We start from the raw sequence: 22176 nt of genomic DNA, 5'->3' as shown, positions 1-22176 counted from the left end.
GCCATGTTCTCCAAGGTGCTCGTGGCCAACCGCGGCGAGATCGCGATCCGGGCCTTCCGCGCTGCGTTCGAGGTCGGCGCCCGGACGGTCGCGGTCTTCCCCTACGAGGACCGGTGGTCCGAGCACCGGCTCAAGGCCGACGAGGCCTACGAGATCGGTGAGCGCGGTCACCCCGTGCGGGCCTACCTCGACCCCGACGCCATCGTCGCCGTCGCCCAACGGGCCGGCGCGGACGCGGTCTACCCGGGCTACGGCTTCCTCTCGGAGAACCCCGCGCTCGCCGAGGCGTGCGCCAACGCCGGCATCACGTTCATCGGGCCCACCGCCGAGGTGCTCACGCTGACGGGCAACAAGGCCCGCGCGATCGCTGCGGCCAAGGCCGCCGGTCCCGACGCTGGCCTCGTGGACCCCTCGACCGACGTCGACGCGCTGGTGGAGGCCGCCGCCACCCAGGACGGAGGGCTGCCGTACCCGCTCTTCGTCAAGGCCGTGGCCGGTGGCGGCGGCCGCGGCATGCGCAGGGTCGACGAGCCCGGGGACCTGCGCGAGGCCGTCGAGACCTGCATGCGCGAGGCGGAGGGCGCGTTCGGCGACCCGACCGTCTTCATCGAGCAGGCGGTCGTGGACCCGCGGCACATCGAGGTGCAGATCCTCGCCGACGCCGAGGGCAACGTGATCCACCTCTTCGAGCGGGACTGCTCGGTGCAGCGACGCCACCAGAAGGTCGTCGAGATCGCGCCGGCGCCAAACCTCGACCCGGAGCTGCGGGACCGGATCTGCGCCGACGCGGTGCGCTTCGCCACGGAGATCGGCTACCGCAACGCCGGCACCGTGGAGTTCCTGCTCGACCCCGAGGGCAACTACGTCTTCATCGAGATGAACCCCCGCATCCAGGTCGAGCACACGGTGACCGAGGAGGTCACCGACGTCGACCTCGTGCAGTCCCAGCTGCGCATCGCCTCCGGTGAGACGCTCGCCGACCTCGGCCTCGCGCAGGACGACATCGTGCTGCGCGGCGCGGCGCTGCAGTGCCGGGTGACCACCGAGGACCCGGCCAACAACTTCCGGCCCGACACCGGCAAGATCACCACCTACCGCTCCCCCGGCGGATCCGGGGTCCGGGTCGACGGCGGCACCGTCTACACCGGCGCCGAGGTCTCCGCCCACTTCGACTCGATGCTGGCGAAGCTCACCTGCCGAGGCCGCACCTTCGAGAAGGCCGTCGAGAAGGCCCGGCGCGCGGTGGCGGAGTTCCGCATCCGCGGCGTCTCCACCAACATCGCCTTCCTCCAGGCCGTGCTCGAGGACCCCGACTTCGCCGGCGGCCGTGTCACCACCTCGTTCATCGAGACCCACCCGCAGCTGCTCGCGGCGCGGGGCAAGGGCGACCGCGGCAGCAAGCTGCTGACCTACCTCGCCGACATCACCGTCAACCAGCCGCACGGCCCCGCGCCGGTCAGCATCGACCCGGTCACCAAGCTTCCCGACGTCAACCTGGAGGTGCCCGCCCCCGACGGCTCGCGCCAGCTGCTCCTGGAGGTCGGCCCGGAGGAGTTCGCGCGGCGCCTGCGCGAGCAGACCCGGGTGGCGGTCACCGACACGACGTTCCGCGACGCGCACCAGTCCCTGCTGGCCACCCGGGTCCGCACCCGCGACCTGCTGGCGGTCGCCGGCCACGTCGCACACACCACGCCGGAGCTGTGGTCGCTGGAGGCCTGGGGCGGCGCGACGTACGACGTGGCGCTGCGCTTCCTGGCCGAGGACCCGTGGGAGCGGCTGGCCAAGCTGCGCCAGGCGGTCCCCAACGTCTGCCTGCAGATGCTGCTGCGCGGCCGCAACACGGTCGGCTACACGCCGTACCCCACCGAGGTCACCGACGCCTTCGTCGAGGAGGCGGCGGCCACCGGCATCGACGTCTTCCGGATCTTCGACGCGCTCAACGACGTGGAGCAGATGCGGCCGGCCATCCAGGCGGTCCGGAGCACCGGGACGGCGGTCGCCGAGGTCGCGCTGTGCTACACCGGCGACCTGTCGAACCCGGACGAGCGGCTCTACACGCTCGACTACTACCTCGGACTCGCCGAGCGGATCGTCGACGCGGGCGCCCACGTCCTCGCGATCAAGGACATGGCCGGGCTGCTGCGGGCCCCCGCCGCGCGCACCCTGGTGAGCGCGCTGCGCGACCGGTTCGACCTGCCCGTGCACCTGCACACCCACGACACCCCCGGTGGCCAGCTCGGCACCCTGCTCGCGGCCATCGACGCCGGGGTCGACGCCGTCGACGCGGCGACCGCCTCGATGGCGGGCACCACGTCGCAGCCGCCGCTGTCCGCGCTGGTCTCCGCCACCGACCACAGCGACCGGGAGACCGGGCTGTCGCTCGAGGCCGTCTGCGCGTTGGAGCCCTACTGGGAGGCGACCCGGCGCGTCTACGCGCCCTTCGAGTCCGGGCTGCCGTCGCCGACCGGGCGGGTCTACACCCACGAGATCCCCGGCGGTCAGCTGTCCAACCTGCGCCAGCAGGCGATCGCGCTGGGCCTCGGTGAGAAGTTCGAGCAGATCGAGGACATGTACGCCGCGGCGAACGACATCCTCGGCAACATCGTCAAGGTCACCCCGTCCTCGAAGGTCGTCGGCGACCTGGCCCTGCACCTGGTCGCGGTCGGAGCCGACCCCGAGGAGTTCGCGGAGGACCCGGCGAAGTTCGACATCCCCGACTCGGTCATCGGCTTCCTGAACGGCGAGCTGGGCGACCCGCCCGGCGGCTGGCCGGAGCCGTTCCGCACCAAGGCGCTCGCGGGCCGCAGCTGGAAGGCGCCGGCCGAGAAGCTGACCGAGGAGCAGGCCGAGGGGCTGCGGACGGCGACCCGCCGCACCCTCAACGAGCTGCTCTTCGCCGGCCCGACCCGGGAGTTCACCGAGTCGCGCGAGACCTACGGCGACCTGTCGGTCCTCCCGACGCTGGACTACCTCTACGGCCTGCGCCAGGGCGAGGAACACGAGGTCGAGATCGACGAGGGCAAGACCCTGATCCTGGGGGTCCAGGCGATCAGCGACCCGGACGAGCGCGGCTTCCGCACCGTGATGGCCACGATCAACGGCCAGCTGCGGCCGATCAGCGTGCGCGACCGCAACGTCGCCGCCGAGGTCGCCGCCGCCGAGAAGGCCGACACCTCCAAGCCGGGTCACGTCGCCGCACCCTTCCAGGGCGTGGTCACCCTCGTGGTGGCCGAGGGCGACGAGGTCGCCGCGGGGGACACGGTCGCGACGATCGAGGCGATGAAGATGGAGGCCTCGATCACCGCGCCGGTCGCCGGCACCGTGCAGCGCCTCGCCCTCGGCGGCACCCAGGCCGTCGACGGCGGTGACCTGGTGCTGGTGCTGGGCTGACGGCAGCGCTGCCGAACGCTGGCGCCATCGGGTCACCCGGGGCAGACTGAGGTCTTTCTCGGGGTTCCACGGTGGGCGGGAGCACCCCTATGGCAGTCACGCAGCACATCACCCTGACCGAGTCCGAGCTCGACGAGATCAGGCGCGCGAACGAGAGCGGGAAGACCCCGGTCGTGTTCGTCCACGGGCTCTGGCTGCTCGACAGCAGCTGGGATCGCTGGGCAGAGTTCTTCGAAGAGGCGGGGTTCGCGGCCGTCACCCCGGGCTGGCCGGACGATCCCGGCACCGTGGCAGAGGCACGCGAGCATCCCGAGCAGTTCGCCGGCAAGGGCGTGGGCGACGTCGCGGCCTACCAGCAGGCCGTCATCGAGAGACTCACGGTCAAACCTGTCGTCATCGGCCACTCGTTCGGCGGGCTGCTCGTGCAGATCCTGGCCGGTCGCGGCCTGTCAGCGGCCACGGTCGCGATCGATCCCGCCCCCTTGCGCGGCGTGCTGCCCCTGCCCCCGGCAGCCCTCAAGTCCTCCGCCGCCGTCCTCGGGAACCCGGCCAACAGGCGCAAGGCCGTCACGTTGACCTTCGACCAGTTCCGCTTCGGCTTCGCCAACGCCGTCAGCGAGGAGGAGGCCCACGAGCTCTACGACACCTTCCACGTCGCCGGCTCCGGGGTCCCTGTCTTCCAGGCCGCGTTCGCCAACATCAACCCGGGAACCGAGCTCAAGGCGGACAAGAAGAACCCCGACCGCGGTCCGATGCTGATCATCTCCGGCGAGAAGGACCACCAGGTGCCGCACGCCATCGCCAACGCCACCTTCAAGAAGCAGCGCAAGAACGCGGAGAACGTCACCGAGTTCAAGGAGATCGAGAACCGGGGACACTCGCTCACCATCGACAGCGGCTGGCGGGAGGTCGCCCAGGTCTCGCTCGACTTCGTCTCGCGCTTCGCCAAGTAGGGACTGACGTTCGCCGGCCGAGTCTGCTAGCGCTCCAGGTCGGCGGCCATCAGCGAGTCGTCGGCGCGCTGCGTGGGGGCTGGGGCGCGGCCGGATCGCTGGGCGACCCCGAACGTCACCCAGGTGGACCGCAGGCCCAGCACCGCGCGGAAGGTGTCACCGGAGACGGCGACCTTCTTCTTGCTGCCCACCAGCGTCATCGACCAGATCCGGCCGCCCCAGTCGCCGTTGCCGTCCCGCTTCGTCACCACGATGCGGGTGAGGTCGCCGAGCGCCGGCCAGGCGTTCTCGATGGTGGTGTCGGGGACCGTCACCTTCCAGGAGTGGACCGGGTTGCCGGACCACCCGTCGTAGGGGTCCTTGCGGGCGGGGAGGTAGGTCACCGACCCGGCGGAGGTCCAGCCTCCCGAGCTGGCCCCGAACTGCGTGAAGGCCGGGTCGCCGTTCGCGAGCAGGACCTGCTGGCGGGTGGCGTCGACCGCGTCGTTGGAGGCGGGGTGCTCGGCGTCGTACCCGCCGTAGACCTGGCAGGACGACGTGTCGCAGATCTGGTAGTCCGACCCGAGCGGGTGGTCGCGCTCGTAGGCCGCGTAGGTGCGGGCCGCGACGGCCTGGGCACGGACGGCCTCGGGGCTCCACAGCGCCGGCATCTCCAGGGGCACGACCCCCTTGACGTAGCTCTCCATCGAGACGTCGTTGACGGTGCTCCGGGCCGTCGAGCCGGCCGAGGTCGCGACCGCACGGAGGCGGCCCCGGTAGGCGCGGTTGCCGCTCGGGGTGACGAGGGTGACCGGCTTGGCGTGCGCCGAGAACTCCCCCTCCCCCTTCAGCGTCGTGAAGGGGTGCCAGCTGCCCTCGAGGTAGCCCACCCGCCCCCCACCGTCGGCGGTCGGCACGATCCGCCAGCGGGTGGCGCCGTTGTCGGGGAGCTCGGTCTTCTCGCCGGAGGCGCGGTCGCGCAGCACCAGGCCCTTGCGCGCGAGCACCACCAGGTCGTCGGTGGTGTCGCCGGTGATGAGCACGTCGACCCGGCCCTTGGTGGTGCCCCAGCTCGTGCCGCGGTAGTAGAAGTCCGCGATCTGCTTGTACGTCAGGCCCTGCCGGGCCGCGCCCTCGGCGCCGTACTGCGACATCCCGTGGCCGTGCCCGAACCCGTGGCCTCGGATCGTGATGGTGGCCTGGTGCGGCACGTCCCAGCTGTTCCCGGCGGCGTGCGCGGGGCCGGCGGTGGTGGCCACCAGGGTCGCGGCGAGGAGGATGCCGGCGCGGGCCGTGCGCCGTCGAGTGGTGTTCATTGTCAGGGTCCCCCGGGGCTGCTGTGACTACAGGGATGGGTGTGAAGCACTCATCGCACCATGAGTCACAGCAGCCCCGCAATTCACATGGATGAACTACAGATCTGTAGTTCCTGCGGCCACTCGTCCCGCCGGCTCCGGCCAACCGGCACTACAGGCACACGGGCCCGGGCCGCATCGTGGACCACATGGCCAACAACACCGGCGCCGCCGCGGGCAGTGGCGCGATCTACGGACTCGGCATCTTCGGCGCCTGGGTGTGGTTCTGGCAGCAGGCCGACACCTTCTGGCAGTACGTCCTGGTGTTCTTCGAGGGCATCTTCTGGCCGGCGCTGATGGTCTACCAGGCGTTCCAGGCGCTCAACTGACCTTTCAGTCCGCAGCGACTGAACCTTCCCCGGGCTGTCGGTGGTCGGCACTAGCGTTCCTCTCGAGGGGTCGAACGTTTCTCGGAAGGTGCTGACGATGGACCCTGACCTCGATCTCGGAGCGGTGGACGACCACGACCTGCTGGCCCGTGGGGTGGCCGACGGGGCGGGGTGGCGGAGGCGCGAGCGTCGGCCCCGGCGCTGGGCCCGGCTGGTGGAGTTCCACCGACGGCGCGACGCGGACCACCGGGCGCGGGAGGCGGTCTCACCGCACTTCACCCTGACCCCGCGTCAGGAGACCGTCGTCGAGGTGTCGGCGCTGTGGGGGCTCGGCGAGGGGCGGGTGAGGCACGAGCTGAACGTCGCACTGTTCCTGTCCTCGCACTTCACCCGGGTGTGGGACCTGTGCCTGTCGGGACAGCTGGACACCTACCGCGCCTCGGTCATCGCAGACAACGTCCGGCACGCAGTGAGCGACCCGGTCCAGCTCTTCAAGCTCGCGGCGCGCATCTCGGCGTTCCTGGAGCGGCACCTCAGCGACGCCCACGGCCTGCCCGGAGTGCCTGCCGTGGTGGCGTGCACGCCCAAGCAGCTGCGCAACAAGCTGACCTACGAGATCAACCGGGTCCGCGCCGCAGACGCCGCGGAGCGACACCGCAAGGCACACGCCGGGCGACGGACGCGGGCGAGCGACCTCGAGGACGGCATGGCCCACCTCGGCATCACCTCGACGGTCGACCAGGTGCGGCTGGCCGACCACCGGCTGACCCTGGCCGCCAGGGACCTGCGCCGCCAAGGCGACGGGCGGACGATCGAGCAGCTCAAGTCCGACCTCGCGATGGACCTTCTCGTGGGGCGCGAGGAAGGGGTGCCCACCCCGTCGTACGCGCGCCCGATCATCAACCTGACCGTGCCGGTCCAGACGGTCATGGGGATCGCCGACGAGCCGGGTGAGCTCTCGGGCGGCACCATCGTGCCCGCCGGGCTCGCCCGGGCGATCGCGTCGCAGCCGGATGCCACCTGGCACCGGATGCTGACCGATCCGGCGGGACGGATGGTCGAGCTGTCGACCACGTCGTACAAGCCGACGCCGCCGATCTGGCGGCACGTGGTGGCGGAGTGGGGCTCGTGCTTCGAACCGGCCTGCAGCGCGCCGGCCACCGGAGTGGAGCTCGACCACCGGATCCCCTGGCCCGAGCGCGAGACGTCCACCAGCCAGCTGTGACCCGGCTGCAAGCGCGGCCACAAGGCCAAGCACGCCCCAGGGTTCGGGGTCGAGACCGACGACTCGGGCTCCTTCCGCCTGGTGACGGGTGCTGGCTTCCGCCACCACATCGACCCGCCGGGACACCCGGCAAGCAGCCACTGGCCCGAGGTGCCGGAGATTCAGTTCTCGGCGACTGAACTGCTCGGCGCCCTCGCAGAGCTCCGGGATCGACGCGATCGTGACCGCGCGGAGGCCCGGGAGCTCGAGTGGGAGCACGGGACGCTGCTGGAGCAGCTCAGGGTCTGAGCAAGCCCGGCAAGCCGAGCAGTGTGTCCGGGCGGAAGCACGGTCTCAGACGGCCTCGAGGACGAAGAAGAGAAAGCACATGAACGACCTGCCTGGCTCCAGGCCGGGGGGAAGCACCTCTGGTGGGGTGTCGGGCGCCGGCGGTGGCTCGCTGACGGTGGCGATGCGGAACCCCGCGGCAGCGAAGGCATCCGTCATGGCGTGCAGTGGCCGGTGCCAGAAGGTCAGCCACGTCACGTCTCCGTCGAACGTGTAGTCCTCGGAGTACTCGGTCACCGCGAAGTAGTCGGCCTCGGGGTACACGATCGCGTAGGCGGAGGGGTGGTTGACCGAGACCATCAGTCGACCGCCCGGCTTCAGCACCCGCCGCAGCTCCGAGAGTGGGCCGCCCCAGTCCTCGAAGTAGTGCAGGACGAGGGATGCCACGACGTCATCGAACTCGGCGTCGGGGAACGGCAGGGGGCCACCGAGGTCCGCGACGCGCAGGTCGGCGTCCGCACCGAGCCTCTGGCGGGCCAGGTCGACCATGGCTGCGCTCACGTCGACGCCGGTGACGACGGCACCCTTCGCGCGAAGCATGGCCGACAGCGGACCGGATCCGCACCCCGCGTCGAGCACCCGGCGGCCGGAGACGTCGCCGGCGAGGCGGAGCATCGCGGGTCGCTCGTAGTACGCGTTGAAGAGGTTGGACTCGTTCTCCGCGGAGTAGGCGTCCGCGAAGCTGTCGTAGTCGTTGGCGGTCATCGTGACCTCGCAGGCAGCACGGGTTCGTTCCTACCCGAGGCCACACTGGACCGACGAGCCGCCACGCGGTTCGTGCGCCAGGATCGCGTGATCGTCCCGCCCGTTGCCGTCACTGGCCGAGGACGCAGAACTCGTTGCCCTCGGGGTCCGCCAGCACCACCCACGGCCGATCCCCCTGGCCGATGTCCACCCGCCGCGCACCGTGAGCGACCAGACGAGCCACCTCGGCGGCCTGGTCATCGGGCCGGAAGTCGAGGTGCAGTCGGCTCTTGGCCTTCTTCTCCTCATCGAGCCGGACGAAGTCCAGGCCCGGCGTGCGATCGGGCTCCGGCCGGATCTCGAACTCGTCAGCGGACGAGTGGACGACGACCCAGCCGAGCGCGTCGGCCCACCACTGTCCCAGGCTCACTGGATCCGACGAGTGGACGATCACCTGTTCCCATTCCAAGGCCACCGGGCGAACCTAGACACACCAAGGCCTCAGGACCAGTCATTTTCGCTTGCCGGTCACGCGCTTCGGCTGGGGGTCCTCACAGCCGCCGGACCCGCAGGACGCAGGTCCGCATGGGGAGGACGAACTCGCCCTCGGCGGTCTCCGGCCTGCTCCCGAGGAAGGCCCTGACCCGGCGGAGCCGGGTCAGCCGTTCCCGTTCCGGCATGACCAGCATCCCCGCCCTGGTGGCGAGCGTTGCCACGAGAGAGTCGGCCGTGCGCCGTTGCCCGTGCGGGAACTCCCTCTGCTCCGGTGAACCGAACCGAGCGGCCGCAGCAGCCGTGGGAAGGTGTGCGGTCGCCGTCTCGGCGCGCCACCCGGCTGGCGTGTCACGCGGACCGATGGCCTCGCTCCCGCTGACTCGCGCGAGAGCGGCGACCCAGTCGACCCGATCGTCCATCACGTTCCACAGACCGGAGAGGGTGCCGCCGGGCACCAGGACCCTCGCGATCTCGGGCCCCGCGACATCCATGTCGAACCAGTGCATGGCATTGCCGGCCACCACGGCGTCGACGCACGCGTCCGGCAGCGGTATCGCCTCGGCGCTGCCCGACAGGGCGCGGACCCCCGGAAGCGATCCGCGCAGCTCGGCCAGCATCGCAGCGTCCGGCTCGACCGCCGTGGCCTCGGCGCCCACCGCGACCAGGGTGGCGGTGAGCTTGCCGGTCCCGGCGCCGAGGTCGAGCACCCGCGGACCTGGCGCTGGTTCCAGGGCCCACGCAACTGCGGCTCGTGCGTAGTCAGGGCGATGCTCCGCGTACGCGACCGCAGCCGTGCCGAACGAAGAGGCGTGTCGAGGCCGGTCACCCTGTTCCACGCCTGCAACCTATCGTCGTGGACACGCACCCGGCCCCGACGACCGATGAGTCTCGGGGCGCTGCTCGGTCCGTATGCCACACCCGTCCACAGCGATCGATCCAGGAGGAACAGTGAAGCTTCTCCTCACGTCCGGGGGCGTCACGAACCCCACCATCCGCGAGGCGCTGGTCGATCTGCTCGGCAAGCCGATCGGCGACTCCACCGCACTGTGCATCCCCACCGCCCAGTACGGGCATCCCTGGGTCGGCCCCGGCGAGAAGGTCTGGCAGTTCATCAGCGGTAACTCCGAGAACCCGATGGTCGACCTGGGCTGGAAGTCGGTGGGCGTGCTGGAGCTGACTGCACTGCCCAGCATCGACGAAGAGCGCTGGGTGCCGCTGGTGAAGGAGACGGACGTCTTGCTGGTGGCCGGCGGCGACGTCCTCTATCTCTGCCACTGGATGCGGGAGTCCGGACTCGCGGACCTGCTACCGACGCTGAGCGAGATGGTGTGGGTGGGGCTCAGCGCCGGCAGCATGGTGATGACCCCCGAGGTCGGGGAGGACTTCATCCAATGGAGACCCGCGACCGGTGATGACAGCACGCTGGGCATCGTCGACTTCTCGATCTGTCCGCACCTGGCCCCGGACGGCCTTCCGGGCAACTCCATGGCCGAGGCTGAGCAATGGGCGGCCGGCATCTCCGGCCCGGCGTACGCCATCGACGACCAGACGGCGATCACGGTGGTCGATGGCACCGTCGAGATCGTGTCGGAGGGCCTCTGGAAGCGGTTGTCCTGACGCCGAGGTTCATCCGGGCGCGTGTCGGGCCAGCTCCAGGTTCGACTGGTGGATGCCGGACAGCCAGTCCTGGTCCAGACGCGCGTCGACCGCTTCCCCTCCACGCCGCAGCGCGTCGAGGTAGGCGAGATCGGAGGCGAGGCGGGCCGCCACCTCGGGACCCTCGGCAACGGCGCCGTGGCCGGGGACGAGGACATCGACCTGCCGGGCGACCTCGCCCAGCCGGTCGAGTGCCGTCTGGTACGCGCTCACCTGACCGGGGCGGCCCGGGTCGAGGAGCGGGATCAGGACGTCGGAGAGCATGTCGCCGGCGACCAGCACACCTCGGTCCGCGAGGAGGACCGCGGCGTGGCCGACGGCGTGCGCCTCGTGCTCGACGATCTCGCCGGGCACCGGTCCGCCGCCGACCGGCAGCGGGGTGGTGCGCGCGACCAGCTCGAGAGGGATCCCCGTCGCGCTCTGGGCCGCCATCTCCTGCGCGCGCTCTCGGGCTTCACCGGCAGCACGGGCGCCCGCGGCCGTGGCGTAGCGCGGCACGTCGCCGAACCGGGAGTGCCACAGCAGGTGGTCCCAGTGGGGATGGGTGGAGAACCCGGCAACCACCGGGATGTCGAGCCGGTCCACGTCATCGGCGAGCTGGTCCAGGTCGGCACCGTCGATGCCGGGATCAACCAGGATCAGCCCCGCATCCCCGCGCACCACGACGGCATTGCTCCAGACCCACTCGCTCTGCCGGACCCACACGCCGTCCGCCACCTGCTTCAGCATCGGTTCACCCTGTCAGGTGTCTCCGCCCTGCGCGAGGGACATCCGGGCCCGGGCGGCGCACTGGAGGCGGCGGACCCGAACGGCTCCACAGCCGGGCTCGCCGGTCGGAGGCGGGTCATGGGCGATGGAGAGCGACTTCGCAGGCTGCACGACGCCTACGTGTGGGAGGTCAACGCGGCGGTCGGCGACGGTCGCTCCGACCTCGTCCGGAGCTCGTGGACCAGTTCCTCGACGAGGCGTTGACGCTGTTGACGGATGGTGAGGCGACGACGTGTGGGAGGCCGGACTGTGCGGTGTGCGACAGGTCCCGGCCGGTGACCACCGTGCTTCGTCGGCGCAGGTGGTCTCGTCGTGGACGTGGCCCCGCTGCGCGTTGAGCGCGTCAGAGGGTTGTGCCAGGCCGGGCCGGTCAGACGAGCTCGCCGCGCTTCCTGCTCAGGTAGGCGCGCTCGGCGGAGTTCTGGGTGGAGTCGATCGCGGCGTCGTACGCCTCCTTCGCCTCGGCGCTCCGGCCGAGCCTGCGGAGCAGGTCGGCCCGGACTGCGTGCCACGCGTGGTAGCCCGTCAGGGGCAGCCGGTCGACCAGAGCGAGACCGACCGCGGGACCGTCCAGCTCCGCGACCGCCACCGCCCGGTTGAGGGCGACGATGGGCGACGGGTCGAGCCGGGTCAGCTGGTCGTAGAGCGCGACCACCTGCGCCCAGTCCGTGTCGGCCGCGGTCGGGGCGTCGGTGTGCACGGCGTTGATCGCGGCGAGGATCTGGTAGCGGCCGGGGCGGTTGATCGCGAGGCACTGGCGGACCAGGTCGTGGCCCTCGGCGACCAGCACGCGGTCCCAGCCGGTGCGGTCCTGCTCGTCGAGCCGGACCAGCTGCCCGTTCCGCACCCGGGCGTCGCGCCGGGCCTCGATGAGCACCTCGAGCCCGAGCAGGCCGGTCACTTCCGGCTCCTCGGGCAGCAGCTGCCGCAGGATGCGGGTCAACCGGATGGCCTCGCCCGTGAGCTCGGCGCGGATCGGGTCGCCGTCGCCGGTGGCGAGGTAGCCCTCGTTGAAGACGAGGAAGAGCACCGCCAGCACCCCGCCCAGCCGCTCCGGGAGGTCGGCGGCCTCGGGCACCCGGTAGGGCACCTTGGCCGCCGCGATCTTCTTCTTCGCCCGGGTGATCCGCTGACCCATGGTCGTCTCCGGCACGAGGAACGCCTGGGCGATCTCGGCCACGGTCAGCCCGCCGAGCAGCCGGAGGGTCAGCGCGACCCGCGCCTCGGGCGCGAGCGCCGGGTGGCAGCAGGTGAAGATCAGCCGCAACCGGTCGTCCTCGACCGGCCCGGTGGGCTCGTGGGGTGTGTCGTCGTAGGTCATCAGGGCCGCCTGGTGCTTGGCGTCGCGCTTCTGCTCGCGGCGGATCCGGTCGATCGCGCGGTTGCTCGCGGTGGTGGTGAGCCAGCCGCCGGGGTTGGGAGGCACCCCGGACTCCGGCCACTTCTCCAGGGCTGCGACGAGCGCCTCGCCCGCCGCCTCCTCGGCGATGTCGATGTCACCGAATCGGCGGACGAGCGAGGCGATCAGGCGGCCGTACTCCTCGCGGAAGACCCGCTCGACGGCCGCCGTCCCGTCCTCCATCGCTCTGCTCTGCCGTAGTCGGGGCGCCCGGTCGGGCCGGCTCAGGCCAGGCCTTCGAAGGGACGGACCTCGACCTTGCCCCGGCACGCCTTCGACCCCTCGGCCGCGAGCCTGAGCGCCACGTCGAGGTCGGGGGCGTCGATGACCCAGAAGCCCCCGATGACCTCCTTGGACTCGAGGTAGGGACCGTCGGTCATCACCGGCGTCTCACCGCGACCGTCCACGACGGTCGCCGTCGATGCCGATTGGAGCCCACCGGCGAAGACCCAGTAGCCGTCGGCGCGGAGCTTGTCGTTGAAGGCGCCGGTCGCGGCGAACGCCGCCTCCATCTCCTCCTTGGAGCCGTAGCTGCCGAACTCCTCCATCTCGGCGGGTCCGTGCACGCTCAGCAGGTAGTGCGTCATCACGCTTCTCCTCTGTTCCGGGCGGTCGCTGCGACCGCCTCCTACCCCCACCACGAACGACGATGCACAGATACGACACCCCAGTCACGACACCCAGTCTCACTCGACGCGGTCGATGCTGAACAGCGTCGACCTCATGCCGAACTTGCTGCGGAACTTCTCGCCCGAGACGGTGCCGTCGAAGCCGCCCGAGCTGACCAGCCGCACGGTCTCCACCCGGCCGTCGCGGCTGTCGTCGCGGTCGTTGCCGTCGCGGGTCTCGATGCCGATGGAGGTGAGGTTCTCGAGGTTGAACGCCTTCTCGATGTCGGCGTCGGTCAGCGTGACCGTCCAGCCGTAGTAGTCCTTCGACGTCCCCTCGTACGGGTCCTGCTGCGCCGGCAGGTAGGGGAACTGGCCGGCCACCGTCCACCCGCCGTTGCTGGCCGAGAACTGCGCGAAGGCCGTCGCGCCCTGGTAGGTCACGATCCTCCGGGCCGTGGCCGCCACGGCGTCGTCGGAGCTGGCCGCCTCGCCGGTGTAGCCGCCGTAGGCCTGGCAGGCCGCGGTGTCACAGAGGTCGTAGGCGGTGTTGCTGGTGTGCTCCCGCTCGTAGGCCGCGTAGGTCCGCGACGCCACGGCCTGCGCGCGCAGCGCCTGCTGCGGCCAGGAGGCGTACATCTCGCTGGGCACCACGCCGCGCACGTAGCTCTCCATCGGCACCACGTTGACGGTCACCCGGGTGTCCTTGTGGAACGTCGAGCGCAGCGCCCCGCGGTAGGCGACCGGCCCGTCGGGCGTGCGCAGCGTGAGCGGGCGGCTGCCGGCGGAGAGCTGGACATCACCGCGCACGGTGCGCCCGGAGTGCCAGCCCGAGGTCCGGTAGGAGATCTGGGTGCGGGAGCCGGAGGGCAGGATCCGCCACCGCGAGGCCCGTGGGACGTCGGGCTTCCAGGACCTGCCCGAGGCCAGCGCGCGCACGGTCAGACCGCGGGCGGCATCGACCACCAGGTCCCGGTCGTCGTCGGCGCTGATCAGCACCTTGACCTGGCCGCCCGTCTCGCCCAGCGCGGTGCCGGGGTAGTAGAACGACACGATCTGCTTGAAGGTCAGCCCTTGGCGCGCGGCGCCGTACGCGCCGTACTGCGACATGCCCTTGCCGTGGCCGTAGCCATCGCCCGTGATGGTGATGGTGGCCGGGGTCGGCACGGTGTACGGCGTGTCGGCCGATGCGGGCGAGGAGCCCACGAGTGTGGCGGCGACGGTGGCGGCCAGGGCCAGGACGGTGCTGCTGCGCTTCATCGGTCTCCCCCGAGATCTCCCCCGGCGCGGTCGCCGGGCCCCGATCCGACCACGGCGGAACCCGGGGCCGCAACCAGGACGCGCTGTCGGGGGCCGGTCAGACCCGGTGCAGCCTGCGCGCCGCCTCGGCGATGGACCCGCTCATCGACGGGTAGACGGTGAAGGCCTGCGCGAGCTGGTCGGCGGTCAGCGACTCCGCCACCGCGATCGACACCGGGTGGATGAGCTCGCTGGCCCGCGGGCCGACCACCACGCCCCCGACGACGATGCCGGTGCCGGGGCGGCAGAAGAGCTTCACGAAGCCGTCGTGCACGCCCTGCATCTTGGCGCGCGGATTGCCCGACAGCGGGAGCATCACGACTTCCGCCTGCATCTCGCCGTTGTCGACCGACTTCTGGGACCAGCCGACGGTGGCGATCTCAGGCGCGGTGAAGACGTTGGAGGAGACCTTCTTCAGGTCCAGCGGGTGCACGGTGTCACCGAGGAAGTGCCACATCGCGATCCGGCCCTGCATCGCCGCCACCGAGGCGAGCATCAGGACGCCGGTGCAGTCGCCGGCGGCGTACACGCCTCGGGCGGAGGTGCGCGAGACCCGATCGACCTCGATGAAGCCACCGTCGTCGAGTACGACGCCCGCCTCCTGCAGGCCCATGTCGTCGGTGTTGGGCACCGACCCGAGCGCGAGGATGCAGTGCGAACCCTCGACGGTCCGGCCGTCGGTCAGCGTCACGGTCACGGTGTCGCCGGACCGGGTCACCGACTCCATGCGCGACTTCGACAGCACGTTCATGCCGCGCCGGGTCAGGACCTCCTCGAGCACCGCGGCGGCGTCGGCGTCCTCGCCGGGCAGCACCCGGTCGCGCGAGGAGACCAGCGTGACCGGGATCCCGAGGTTCAGGTAGGCGCTGGCGAACTCCGCGCCGGTCACCCGGAGCCGACCACGATCAGCTCGGACGGCTTCTCGGTGAGGTCGTAGACCTGCTCCCAGGTCAGGATCCGCTCGCCGTCGGGCTGCGCGGTCGGCAGGGTGCGGGGCGCGGCGCCGGTCGCGAGCAGCACCGCGTCGGCCTCGAGCACCTGCTCGCCGCCGTCGGTCCCGGTGACCACCACCCGGCCCGTGCCGTCGAGCCGGCCGCGGCCCTGCACGATCTTGACGCCGTCGCGGATGAGCCGGCGGGCGATGTCGCTGGACTGGTCCGAGGCGAGCTGCTTGACGCGGGCGTTGACGCGCTCCAGGTCGACCCGGATCGTCGTCGCGGCGTCGCCCTCCAGGTCCTGGAAGTTCACCCCGAGCTCAGCCGCACCGGCCAGCTCGCTCATCACCTCGGCCGTCGCGATCAGCGTCTTGCTCGGCACGCAGTCGGTCAGGACCGCCGAGCCGCCGATGCCGTCGGTGTCGACGACGGTGACGTCGGCCCCGAGCTGGGCGGCCACGTGCGCCGCCTCGTAGCCGCCCGGGCCACCGCCGATGATGACGACGTGGTCAGTCATGCAGCCATTCCTCTCGTGTCACCGGGTCTCGACACGTCGGACCCGCGGCTTCGTTCCTCAGCCGCGCCGACTGCTCGACCTGGCCGAGCCCACGCCGCGCGCTCGTTCCTCGCGCACGGCTGCTCGTCTCAGAAGTTGATCATGTGGCCGGCGATGCCGTGGACGGCCTCCTTGACGGCCTCCGACAGCGTCGGGTGGGCGAAGATGTTGCGGGCCACCTCGTCCGCGGTCAGGTCCCACTGCTGGGCCAGGGTCAGCGCCGGCAGCTGCTCGGTGACGTCCGGGCCGATCATGTGGGCGCCGAGGAACTCGTTGTGCTCCGCGTCGGCCACGATCTTGACGAAGCCGACCGCCTCGCCGAGGCCCTGGGCCTTGCCGTTGGCCGAGAACGGGAACGTCGCGGTCTTGACGTCGTACCCCTTCTCCTTCGCCTGCTCCTCGGAGTAGCCGAACGAGCCGATCTGCGGCTGGCAGTAGGTCGCCCGCGGGATCATGTCGAAGTTGATCTCCTGCGTCTCCGCGCCCGCGATGGTCTCGGCGGCGACGATGCCCATCGCCTCGGCGGCGTGGGCGAGCATCATCTTCCCCGTCACGTCGCCGATCGCGTAGACGTTCTCGACGTTGGTGCGACCGCGGCCGTCGACCTTGATCGCGCCACGCTCGGTGACCTCGACGCCGGCCGCGTCCAGGCCGTAGCCCTCGACCCGCGGGGCGAACCCGAAGGCCGCCAGCATCTTGTCGGCCTCGAGGACCTGCGAGTCGCCACCGCCGGCGGGGCTGACGGTCACCTTGACGCCCGAGCCGGTGTCCTCGACCGAGTCGACCTTGGTCGAGAGCAGGACCTTCACGCCGAGCTTCTTGTAGTGCTTGAGCAGCTCCTTGGACACGTCGGCGTCCTCGGTGGGCACCATGCGGTCGAGGAACTCCACGATCGTCACGTCGACGCCGAAGTTCTTCATCACGTAGGCGAACTCGACACCGATCGCACCGGAGCCGCCGATGATCACGGAGCCGGGGAGGTTCTCGTCGAGGATCTGCTCCTCGTAGGTCACGACGTTCTTGCTGGCGCTCATGCCGGGCAGCATGCGGACCTTCGCACCGGCAGCGATGATCAGGTTGTCGCAGGTGTACGACGTGGTGCTGCCGTCCTTGCCCTTGACGTCGACCGACTTGGGGCCGGTCAGGGTGCCCCACCCGTCGATCTCGGTGATCTTGTTCTTCTTCATCAGGAAGTGGACGCCCTTGACGATCCCGGCGGACACCTGGCGGCTGCGCTTGTGCGTCGGGCCGAAGGCCATGGTGGCGTCGCCCTCGATGCCGAACTTGTCCTTCTCGTGCGTCAGCACGTGGGCCAGCTCGGCGTTGCGGAGCAGCGCCTTGGAGGGGATGCAGCCGACGTTGAGGCAGACTCCGCCCCAGTACTTGTCCTCGATGACGGCCACGGACTGGCCGAGCTGGGCTGCGCGAATGGCCGCCACGTAACCACCGGGGCCGGCACCAAGGACGAGAACGTTGAAGTGGGTCACGGCGGCCAGCCTATGAGTTGGTCCCGCGCGCGACCAAGGCAGGGACTAATCTGCCGTTCGTGACGCTGTACGCCGCCTACGGGACGAACCTCGATCCCGCCCGCATGGGCGAGCGCTGCCCACACTCCCCGATGCGCACCACCGGCTGGCTCGAGGGCTGGCGGCTCACCTTCGGCGGTGAGGAGCACGGCTGGGACGGCGCCCTGTCCACGATCGTCCAGGATCCCTTCGACCAGGTCTTCGTGGCGGTCTACGACGTGACCCGCGAGGACGAGTCGGCGCTGGACGGCTGGGAGGCCGCCGACCTGGGGCTCTACCGCAAGACGAAGGTCCGGGTCTCCACGATGACCGGTGAGATCGTGGTCTGGACCTACGTCCTCGACGCCTACGAGGGCGGGCTGCCCTCCGCGTCGTACCTCGGAGTGCTGGCCGACGCCGCCGAGGCCGCCGACGCCCCGGCCGACTACGTCGCGGCGCTGCGCCGGCGTCCCTGCCGGTCGACGGGTCTCTGACCCGCAGCGAGGTGCGGGTCAGTCGCCCTCGGTGACGCTCACCAGGCCGCTCTCGTAGGCGAAGATCACCGCCTGGACCCGGTCCCGGACGTCGAGCTTCGTGAACAGGTGGCCCACGTGGGTCTTCACGGTGGCCTCGCCGACGACGAGCCGATCGGCGATCTCCGCGTTGGTGAGCCCCCGGGCGAGCAGCTGGAGCGTCTCGGTCTCGCGCTGGGTCAGGCCACGCAGGAGCACCCGTGACGCCCGGTTCCTGCCCCCGCGGCGGACCGCCGCGGCGATCACGTTCCGGGTCACGGACGGGTCGAGCAGCGCGTCTCCCCGGGCGACCACCCGGACCGCTTCCACCAGCTTGTCGGGGGGAGCGTCCTTGAGCAGGAAGCCACTGGCGCCCGCGCGCAGCGCGTCCGCGACGTAGTCGTCGGTGCCGAAGGTCGTCAGCACCAGCACGCGCACCCTGCTGTCGTGCGCGGCCACGATCCGTGAGGTGGCGGAGATCCCGTCGAGGACGGGCATCCGGACGTCCATGAGCACCACGTCCGGCAGCAGCCGGCGGGCTTGGTCGACCGCCTCGGCACCATTCGACGCCCCACCCACCACCTCGAACCCGTCGGTGGCCTCGAGGAGCTTCGCGAAGCCCGCGCGCACCAGCGCCTGGTCGTCACACACGAGCACGCGCAGCGGCATCGCCGGCACCTTCCCCTCGGGGCAGGGTCACGTGGACACCGAAGCCGCCCCCGGCCCGCGGGCCGGCCTCGAAGCTCCCTCCGAAGAGCGCGACACGCTCACGCATGCCCAGCAGCCCGAAGCCCCGCGCGTCACCGCTGGGCACGGCTCGGCCGTCGTCGGTGACGACGATGTCGATCGCGTCGGGGAGATAGCGCAGCACGACCGCGGCTCGGGCGTCTCGCGAGTGTCGAAGACTGTTGGTGAGGGCCTCCTGGATGACCCGGTAGGCCGACAGGTCCACGCCCGGAGGCAGCTTCCGGACCTCGCCCTCCACGACGAGCTCGGCCGGGAGACCGGCCGATGTCATCCCTTCCAGCAGTCGCGGCACGTCCCCGAGCCCGGGCTGAGGACCGAGGGCGTTGTCGGTGCGCATCACGACCAGGAGACGACGTACGTCGGACAGGGCGTCGCGAGCGCACCCGCGATGTTGGCCAGCGCCTCGCGGGTCGACTCGGGGGCGTCAGCAGGAAGCGCAGCGCGCTCACCTTCGGCCTGCACGACGATCACGCCCAGCGCGTGGCCCACCACGTCGTGGAGCTCCCGGGCGATCCGGGTCCGCTCCTCCTCCACGGCCCGGTCCGCGTCGTCGCGGCTGAGCTCCTGACGACGCCGGAGCGCCAGCCCCGCGGCCCACGGGGTGAGGACCATGAGCACGAGGTAGAACAGGAAGTTCCCGACCGAGTTCCAGAACCCTTCGTAGCCCTCGAGTGCAGTGACCAGGACTCCGTACGCCGCTCCCGCACCGAGCACGGACCACGCGCCGACGCGTCCCGCGTGCCGGGCCGCGGAGTACATCGCCAGCATGACGACCGCGATGTCCCACCCGCGGCTGTCGGTCAGGGTGACGCTGACACCGGCGAGCAACGCCAGCACCGTCACTGCGGCGGCGGTCGGCCGCACCCGACGGAACGCGAAGCAGAGGGAGACGAGGACGAGCGCCAGGGACTCGACCCAACGCTGCTCGACGGAGAGCCCCAGGGGCGGCGTCAGCCAGACCTCCGCCAGGGCGAGGAGCATGAAGCCGAGGCTCAGCAGCAGGTCGTTGCGGGTGGGAAGCACTCCCATGCCCGCAGGCTAGACCCGCGGCAGCCGCTCGGGACTCCCCTCACAGGTGGATTCCGAGACCCCCTCTGTCCACCACCGGTCTGAGCCCGAGGTTCATCCCACGGCTCGACGACATCGGCCCCGCCCGCTCCTACGTTGCCGACACGGCCACCAGCCGGGTGGCCCGGATCAGGGAGAGGGCCATGAAGACACGCGCCATCACGATCGGACTTGGGGTTGCCACGCTGGGCACAGGGCTGGGTTTCAGCAGCCTCCTCGCCGGTTCCCCCATCGCCGCGACGACCATCGACCACGGGACCGACTCCTCTCCCGCGGCCCAGACCATGATCCTTGCCTTCCCCTGGCAGGGCGGCCACCAGCAGTTCATCGACACGGGTAGCAAGGGCCAGGGACCGGGCGATCTCTTCCTCGGCACCGACCTGCCGATCCTCGACAACGCGACGGGTGAGCGCATCGGCAGCGGCGACGGAGTGGAGATGATCGTGTCCGCCCGCCACGGCGGCACGGTGAGCAGTCAGTCCACGCTCCGCCTGGCAGGTGGGCACATCGACCTCGACGGGAGCATCCGGCACACCGACAGCCCCAACGCCGCCACCGTGACGGTGGCACCGGCCGCTACGTCGGTGTCGGCGGCCAGCTCACGCTGCTGCGCTCGGACAGCAAGCGCAAGGTCGAGGTGATGAGGCTCGAGCTGGTGCGCTGAGGCAGCGCCGCCCGGACCGGCTCAGTCGCCGGGCTGGGCCGTGTGGCAGACGGCTTCCACGTTGTTGCCGTCCGGGTCGCGCACGAAGGCGCCGTAGTAGTGCTCGTGGTACTCCGGCCAGAGCCGTGGCTCGTGCAGGACCTCGGCCCCCAGCGAGGTGGCTGCCTCGAAGAACGCCCGCACGGTCGCGGCGTCGGGAGCGGCGAAGGCGATGTGGACCTCGCGGTTGGGACCCGAGGCCGGGCCCTCGGCAGGCTGCTCGCTGATCCAGAACGCCGGTCCGGCGGTGCCGTAGCCGATGGCCACCCCGAAGTCCATGAGCCGGGAGTGGCCGAGCGTGCCGAGCACCGAGTCGTAGAACGCTGCCGAGCGGGCGAGGTCGGAGCAGTTGATGCCGAAGTGATCGATCATGCGCCGCATCCTGCCCGCGGGCACCGACAACCGGCCACGGCCATTCGGTCCGCAGTTTCTGACCGGTCCGCGCTCGGCACTAGAGTCGCCCACCGTGACCGACACCACGACCGAGCAGACCCCGCAGCAAGAGGCCAAGGCGGCCGCCGACCGTCTCGCCGAGCTCACCGGCGTCCCCCACCACGACGTCGCCCTGGTCCTGGGCTCCGGCTGGCTTCCGGCCGTCGACGCGCTGGGCGAGGCCACCGCCGAGATCGACACCACCGACCTGCCCGGCTTCTCGGCCGCAGCGGTCGCGGGGCACTCCGGGAAGATCCGCTCGGTCCGCGCCGGCGACAGGAACCTCCTGGTCTTCCTCAGCCGCACCCACTACTACGAGGGCAAGGGCGTGCGCGCGGTCGTCCACGGCGTCCGCACCGCAGCCGCGGCCGGCTGCCGCACGATCGTGCTGACCAACGGCTGCGGCGGGCTCAAGGAGACCTGGACGCCCGGCACCCCGGTCCTGATCAGCGACCACATCAACCTCACCGGCAGGAGCCCGATCGAGGGCGCCAACTTCGTCGACCTCACCGACCTCTACTCCAGCCGGCTGCGCACGCTGTGCCGCGAGGTCGACCCGTCCCTCGACGAGGGGGTCTACGTCCAGTTCCCCGGCCCTCACTACGAGACGCCTGCCGAGATCGGCATGGTCCGCGCCATCGGCGGCCACCTCGCGGGCATGAGCACCACGCTCGAGGCCATCGCCGCCCGTGAGGCCGGCATGGAGGTCCTCGGCATCAGCCTGGTCACCAACCTGGCCGCCGGGATCAGCGGCGAGCCGCTCAACCACGCAGAGGTCCTCGAGGCCGGACGCGCCGCGGCCTCGCGCATGGGCGACCTGCTCGGCCGGATCGTGCCGAGGATCTGATGCGCGTCCTGGTCACCGGCGCAGCCGGCAGCATCGGTCGGGTCCTCACCCCCGGCCTCGTCGACCGCGGCCACGAGGTCGTCGGCCTGGACCGGGTGCCCGCCCCGGACGGCAACGACGGTCCCTGGCACCTCGTGGACGCCGCAGACCCCGACGCGGTCGCCGCGGTCTTCGCCGAGGAGCGGCTCGACGCCGTGGTCCACCTCGCCGGGTACCCCGGCGAGGGCAGCCTGCCGGACTCGCTGACCTCCCACGTGGTCACGACCGCGGCGCTGCTCGACGCCATGGTCGAGCACGACGTGCGCCGCCTGGTCTACGCCTCCTCCAACCACGCGGTCGGGCGCACCCCGCGCCCGACCTGCTGACCACGACCACCCGTCCGCGGCCCGACACGTTCTACGGCG

The 22176-nt window shown here is 71.2% G+C and carries 23 protein-coding genes and 1 pseudogene; 10 read left to right on the top strand and 14 right to left on the bottom strand.

The features are described from left to right. Nucleotides 1-3 precede the first annotated feature (3 nt). Together H0S67_RS05935 and H0S67_RS05930 are read left to right on the top strand one after the other, a co-directional pair. Nucleotides 4-3390, top strand: coding sequence for a pyruvate carboxylase (locus H0S67_RS05935; RefSeq protein ID WP_180935823.1), 3387 nt, complete (start codon nucleotides 4-6; stop codon nucleotides 3388-3390). Between the two features lie 89 nt (nucleotides 3391-3479). After that, a complete protein-coding gene (locus tag H0S67_RS05930; RefSeq protein ID WP_180935822.1) occupies nucleotides 3480-4343 on the top strand; it encodes an alpha/beta hydrolase in 864 nt (287 codons plus the stop codon). A gap of 26 nt (nucleotides 4344-4369) precedes the next feature. On the opposite strand, the gene H0S67_RS05925 is transcribed toward H0S67_RS05930, so the two are convergent. Further along, complete coding sequence (locus H0S67_RS05925; RefSeq protein ID WP_180935821.1) at nucleotides 4370-5638, bottom strand: SpoIID/LytB domain-containing protein; 1269 nt, start codon at nucleotides 5636-5638, stop codon at nucleotides 4370-4372. A gap of 188 nt (nucleotides 5639-5826) precedes the next feature. Here H0S67_RS05925 and H0S67_RS05920 point away from each other — a divergent pair, with 188 nt between their 5' ends. The 3 genes from H0S67_RS05920 to H0S67_RS05910 all read left to right on the top strand — a co-directional run bounded on the left by H0S67_RS05920 (nucleotide 5827) and on the right by H0S67_RS05910 (nucleotide 7519). After that, on the top strand, nucleotides 5827-6006 hold the full coding sequence (locus H0S67_RS05920) for a hypothetical protein (RefSeq protein WP_180935820.1): 180 nt from the start codon (nucleotides 5827-5829) through the stop codon (nucleotides 6004-6006). Nucleotides 6007-6103: 97 nt separating this feature from the next. Then, on the top strand, nucleotides 6104-7231 hold the full coding sequence (locus H0S67_RS05915; RefSeq protein WP_180935819.1) for a 13E12 repeat family protein: 1128 nt from the start codon (nucleotides 6104-6106) through the stop codon (nucleotides 7229-7231). 150 nt (nucleotides 7232-7381) lie between these two features. Next, complete coding sequence (locus H0S67_RS05910; RefSeq protein WP_180935818.1) at nucleotides 7382-7519, top strand: hypothetical protein; 138 nt, start codon at nucleotides 7382-7384, stop codon at nucleotides 7517-7519. Between the two features lie 45 nt (nucleotides 7520-7564). On the opposite strand, the gene H0S67_RS05905 is transcribed toward H0S67_RS05910, so the two are convergent. From H0S67_RS05905 to H0S67_RS05895, 3 genes are all read right to left on the bottom strand, one after another. Then, entirely contained in the window at nucleotides 7565-8263 is a 699-nt protein-coding gene (locus tag H0S67_RS05905) for a class I SAM-dependent methyltransferase (RefSeq protein ID WP_180935817.1), read from the bottom strand. Between the two features lie 109 nt (nucleotides 8264-8372). Next, nucleotides 8373-8696, bottom strand: a complete 324-nt coding sequence (locus tag H0S67_RS05900) for a VOC family protein (RefSeq protein WP_281369028.1) — start codon at nucleotides 8694-8696, stop codon at nucleotides 8373-8375. Between the two features lie 97 nt (nucleotides 8697-8793). Next, nucleotides 8794-9444, bottom strand: a complete 651-nt coding sequence (locus H0S67_RS05895) for a class I SAM-dependent methyltransferase (protein ID WP_246355170.1) — start codon at nucleotides 9442-9444, stop codon at nucleotides 8794-8796. A 241-nt stretch (nucleotides 9445-9685) separates the two neighbouring features. On the opposite strand from H0S67_RS05895, the gene H0S67_RS05890 reads away from it, so the two are divergent. Next, nucleotides 9686-10354: a Type 1 glutamine amidotransferase-like domain-containing protein gene (locus H0S67_RS05890; protein ID WP_180935814.1), complete on the top strand. Its 669-nt coding sequence runs from the start codon at nucleotides 9686-9688 to the stop codon at nucleotides 10352-10354. A 9-nt stretch (nucleotides 10355-10363) separates the two neighbouring features. Here H0S67_RS05890 and H0S67_RS05885 read toward each other — a convergent pair whose 3' ends face one another. The 6 genes and pseudogenes from H0S67_RS05885 to lpdA form a co-directional block, all read right to left on the bottom strand. Then, complete coding sequence (locus H0S67_RS05885; protein ID WP_180935813.1) at nucleotides 10364-11122, bottom strand: MBL fold metallo-hydrolase; 759 nt, start codon at nucleotides 11120-11122, stop codon at nucleotides 10364-10366. A 409-nt stretch (nucleotides 11123-11531) separates the two neighbouring features. Further along, the gene (locus H0S67_RS05880) at nucleotides 11532-12743 is read right to left on the bottom strand and encodes an RNA polymerase sigma factor (RefSeq protein WP_180935812.1); all 1212 of its coding nucleotides are present in this window, start codon (nucleotides 12741-12743) and stop codon (nucleotides 11532-11534) included. Between the two features lie 41 nt (nucleotides 12744-12784). Further along, nucleotides 12785-13147, bottom strand: a complete 363-nt coding sequence (locus H0S67_RS05875) for a YciI family protein (RefSeq protein WP_180935811.1) — start codon at nucleotides 13145-13147, stop codon at nucleotides 12785-12787. 99 nt (nucleotides 13148-13246) lie between these two features. Then, a complete protein-coding gene (locus H0S67_RS05870) occupies nucleotides 13247-14428 on the bottom strand; it encodes a SpoIID/LytB domain-containing protein (RefSeq protein ID WP_180935810.1) in 1182 nt (393 codons plus the stop codon). Between the two features lie 97 nt (nucleotides 14429-14525). Next, nucleotides 14526-15919: pseudogene (locus H0S67_RS05865) on the bottom strand (NAD(P)H-quinone dehydrogenase). A gap of 128 nt (nucleotides 15920-16047) precedes the next feature. Further along, entirely contained in the window at nucleotides 16048-17445 is a 1398-nt protein-coding gene (gene lpdA, locus H0S67_RS05860) for a dihydrolipoyl dehydrogenase (protein ID WP_180935809.1), read from the bottom strand. A 59-nt stretch (nucleotides 17446-17504) separates the two neighbouring features. Here lpdA and H0S67_RS05855 point away from each other — a divergent pair, with 59 nt between their 5' ends. Beyond that, on the top strand, nucleotides 17505-17957 hold the full coding sequence (locus H0S67_RS05855; RefSeq protein ID WP_180935808.1) for a gamma-glutamylcyclotransferase: 453 nt from the start codon (nucleotides 17505-17507) through the stop codon (nucleotides 17955-17957). Between the two features lie 18 nt (nucleotides 17958-17975). Here the strand turns inward: H0S67_RS05855 and H0S67_RS05850 are convergent, their stop codons facing one another. Genes H0S67_RS05850 through H0S67_RS05840 form a run of 3 tightly spaced genes read right to left on the bottom strand, consistent with a single transcriptional unit; the run spans nucleotide 17976 to nucleotide 19751 of the window. Continuing rightward, entirely contained in the window at nucleotides 17976-18644 is a 669-nt protein-coding gene (locus H0S67_RS05850; RefSeq protein ID WP_180935807.1) for a response regulator, read from the bottom strand. After that, the gene (locus H0S67_RS05845) at nucleotides 18619-19059 is read right to left on the bottom strand and encodes a sensor histidine kinase (RefSeq protein WP_180935806.1); all 441 of its coding nucleotides are present in this window, start codon (nucleotides 19057-19059) and stop codon (nucleotides 18619-18621) included. Before H0S67_RS05845 ends, H0S67_RS05850 begins: the two co-directional genes overlap by 26 nt. Further along, nucleotides 19059-19751: a histidine kinase gene (locus H0S67_RS05840; protein WP_180935805.1), complete on the bottom strand. Its 693-nt coding sequence runs from the start codon at nucleotides 19749-19751 to the stop codon at nucleotides 19059-19061. Before H0S67_RS05840 ends, H0S67_RS05845 begins: the two co-directional genes overlap by 1 nt. 182 nt (nucleotides 19752-19933) lie before the next feature. Between H0S67_RS05840 and H0S67_RS05835 the strand changes: the two genes are divergently transcribed. After that, nucleotides 19934-20431, top strand: a complete 498-nt coding sequence (locus H0S67_RS05835) for a hypothetical protein (RefSeq protein ID WP_180935804.1) — start codon at nucleotides 19934-19936, stop codon at nucleotides 20429-20431. A gap of 44 nt (nucleotides 20432-20475) precedes the next feature. Here the strand turns inward: H0S67_RS05835 and H0S67_RS05830 are convergent, their stop codons facing one another. Further along, complete coding sequence (locus H0S67_RS05830) at nucleotides 20476-20865, bottom strand: VOC family protein (protein WP_180935803.1); 390 nt, start codon at nucleotides 20863-20865, stop codon at nucleotides 20476-20478. 94 nt (nucleotides 20866-20959) lie between these two features. Between H0S67_RS05830 and H0S67_RS05825 the strand changes: the two genes are divergently transcribed. Both H0S67_RS05825 and H0S67_RS24580 read left to right on the top strand, forming a co-directional pair. Continuing rightward, nucleotides 20960-21772 (top strand): purine-nucleoside phosphorylase, encoded by an 813-nt coding sequence (locus H0S67_RS05825; RefSeq protein ID WP_180935802.1) that lies wholly within the window; start codon nucleotides 20960-20962, stop codon nucleotides 21770-21772. Further along, nucleotides 21772-22137: an NAD-dependent epimerase/dehydratase family protein gene (locus tag H0S67_RS24580; RefSeq protein WP_246355169.1), complete on the top strand. Its 366-nt coding sequence runs from the start codon at nucleotides 21772-21774 to the stop codon at nucleotides 22135-22137. Before H0S67_RS05825 ends, H0S67_RS24580 begins: the two co-directional genes overlap by 1 nt. Nucleotides 22138-22176 lie beyond the last annotated feature (39 nt).

The sequence above is a fragment of the Nocardioides ungokensis genome, from assembly GCF_013466985.1.
GTDB classification, from domain to species: domain Bacteria; phylum Actinomycetota; class Actinomycetes; order Propionibacteriales; family Nocardioidaceae; genus Nocardioides; species Nocardioides ungokensis.
This window is presented reverse-complemented; position numbering and strand designations above follow the sequence as displayed.

What these genes read in the sequence shown, in the direction of transcription:
- H0S67_RS05870 (WP_180935810.1), bottom strand. Translation starts at nt 14,428, where the DNA reads ATGAAGCGCAGCAGCACCGTCCTGGCCCTGGCCGCCACCGTCGCCGCC.
- H0S67_RS05930 (WP_180935822.1), top strand. Translation starts at nt 3,480, where the DNA reads ATGGCAGTCACGCAGCACATCACCCTGACCGAGTCCGAGCTCGACGAG.
- H0S67_RS24580 (WP_246355169.1), top strand. Translation starts at nt 21,772, where the DNA reads ATGCGCGTCCTGGTCACCGGCGCAGCCGGCAGCATCGGTCGGGTCCTC.
- H0S67_RS05915 (WP_180935819.1), top strand. Translation starts at nt 6,104, where the DNA reads ATGGACCCTGACCTCGATCTCGGAGCGGTGGACGACCACGACCTGCTG.
- H0S67_RS05935 (WP_180935823.1), top strand. Translation starts at nt 4, where the DNA reads ATGTTCTCCAAGGTGCTCGTGGCCAACCGCGGCGAGATCGCGATCCGG.
- H0S67_RS05925 (WP_180935821.1), bottom strand. Translation starts at nt 5,638, where the DNA reads ATGAACACCACTCGACGGCGCACGGCCCGCGCCGGCATCCTCCTCGCC.
- H0S67_RS05880 (WP_180935812.1), bottom strand. Translation starts at nt 12,743, where the DNA reads ATGGAGGACGGGACGGCGGCCGTCGAGCGGGTCTTCCGCGAGGAGTAC.
- H0S67_RS05875 (WP_180935811.1), bottom strand. Translation starts at nt 13,147, where the DNA reads ATGACGCACTACCTGCTGAGCGTGCACGGACCCGCCGAGATGGAGGAG.
- H0S67_RS05850 (WP_180935807.1), bottom strand. Translation starts at nt 18,644, where the DNA reads ATGCCGCTGCGCGTGCTCGTGTGTGACGACCAGGCGCTGGTGCGCGCG.
- H0S67_RS05830 (WP_180935803.1), bottom strand. Translation starts at nt 20,865, where the DNA reads ATGATCGATCACTTCGGCATCAACTGCTCCGACCTCGCCCGCTCGGCA.
- H0S67_RS05845 (WP_180935806.1), bottom strand. Translation starts at nt 19,059, where the DNA reads ATGCGCACCGACAACGCCCTCGGTCCTCAGCCCGGGCTCGGGGACGTG.
- H0S67_RS05835 (WP_180935804.1), top strand. Translation starts at nt 19,934, where the DNA reads ATGAAGACACGCGCCATCACGATCGGACTTGGGGTTGCCACGCTGGGC.
- H0S67_RS05840 (WP_180935805.1), bottom strand. Translation starts at nt 19,751, where the DNA reads ATGGGAGTGCTTCCCACCCGCAACGACCTGCTGCTGAGCCTCGGCTTC.
- H0S67_RS05905 (WP_180935817.1), bottom strand. Translation starts at nt 8,263, where the DNA reads ATGACCGCCAACGACTACGACAGCTTCGCGGACGCCTACTCCGCGGAG.
- H0S67_RS05885 (WP_180935813.1), bottom strand. Translation starts at nt 11,122, where the DNA reads ATGCTGAAGCAGGTGGCGGACGGCGTGTGGGTCCGGCAGAGCGAGTGG.
- H0S67_RS05920 (WP_180935820.1), top strand. Translation starts at nt 5,827, where the DNA reads ATGGCCAACAACACCGGCGCCGCCGCGGGCAGTGGCGCGATCTACGGA.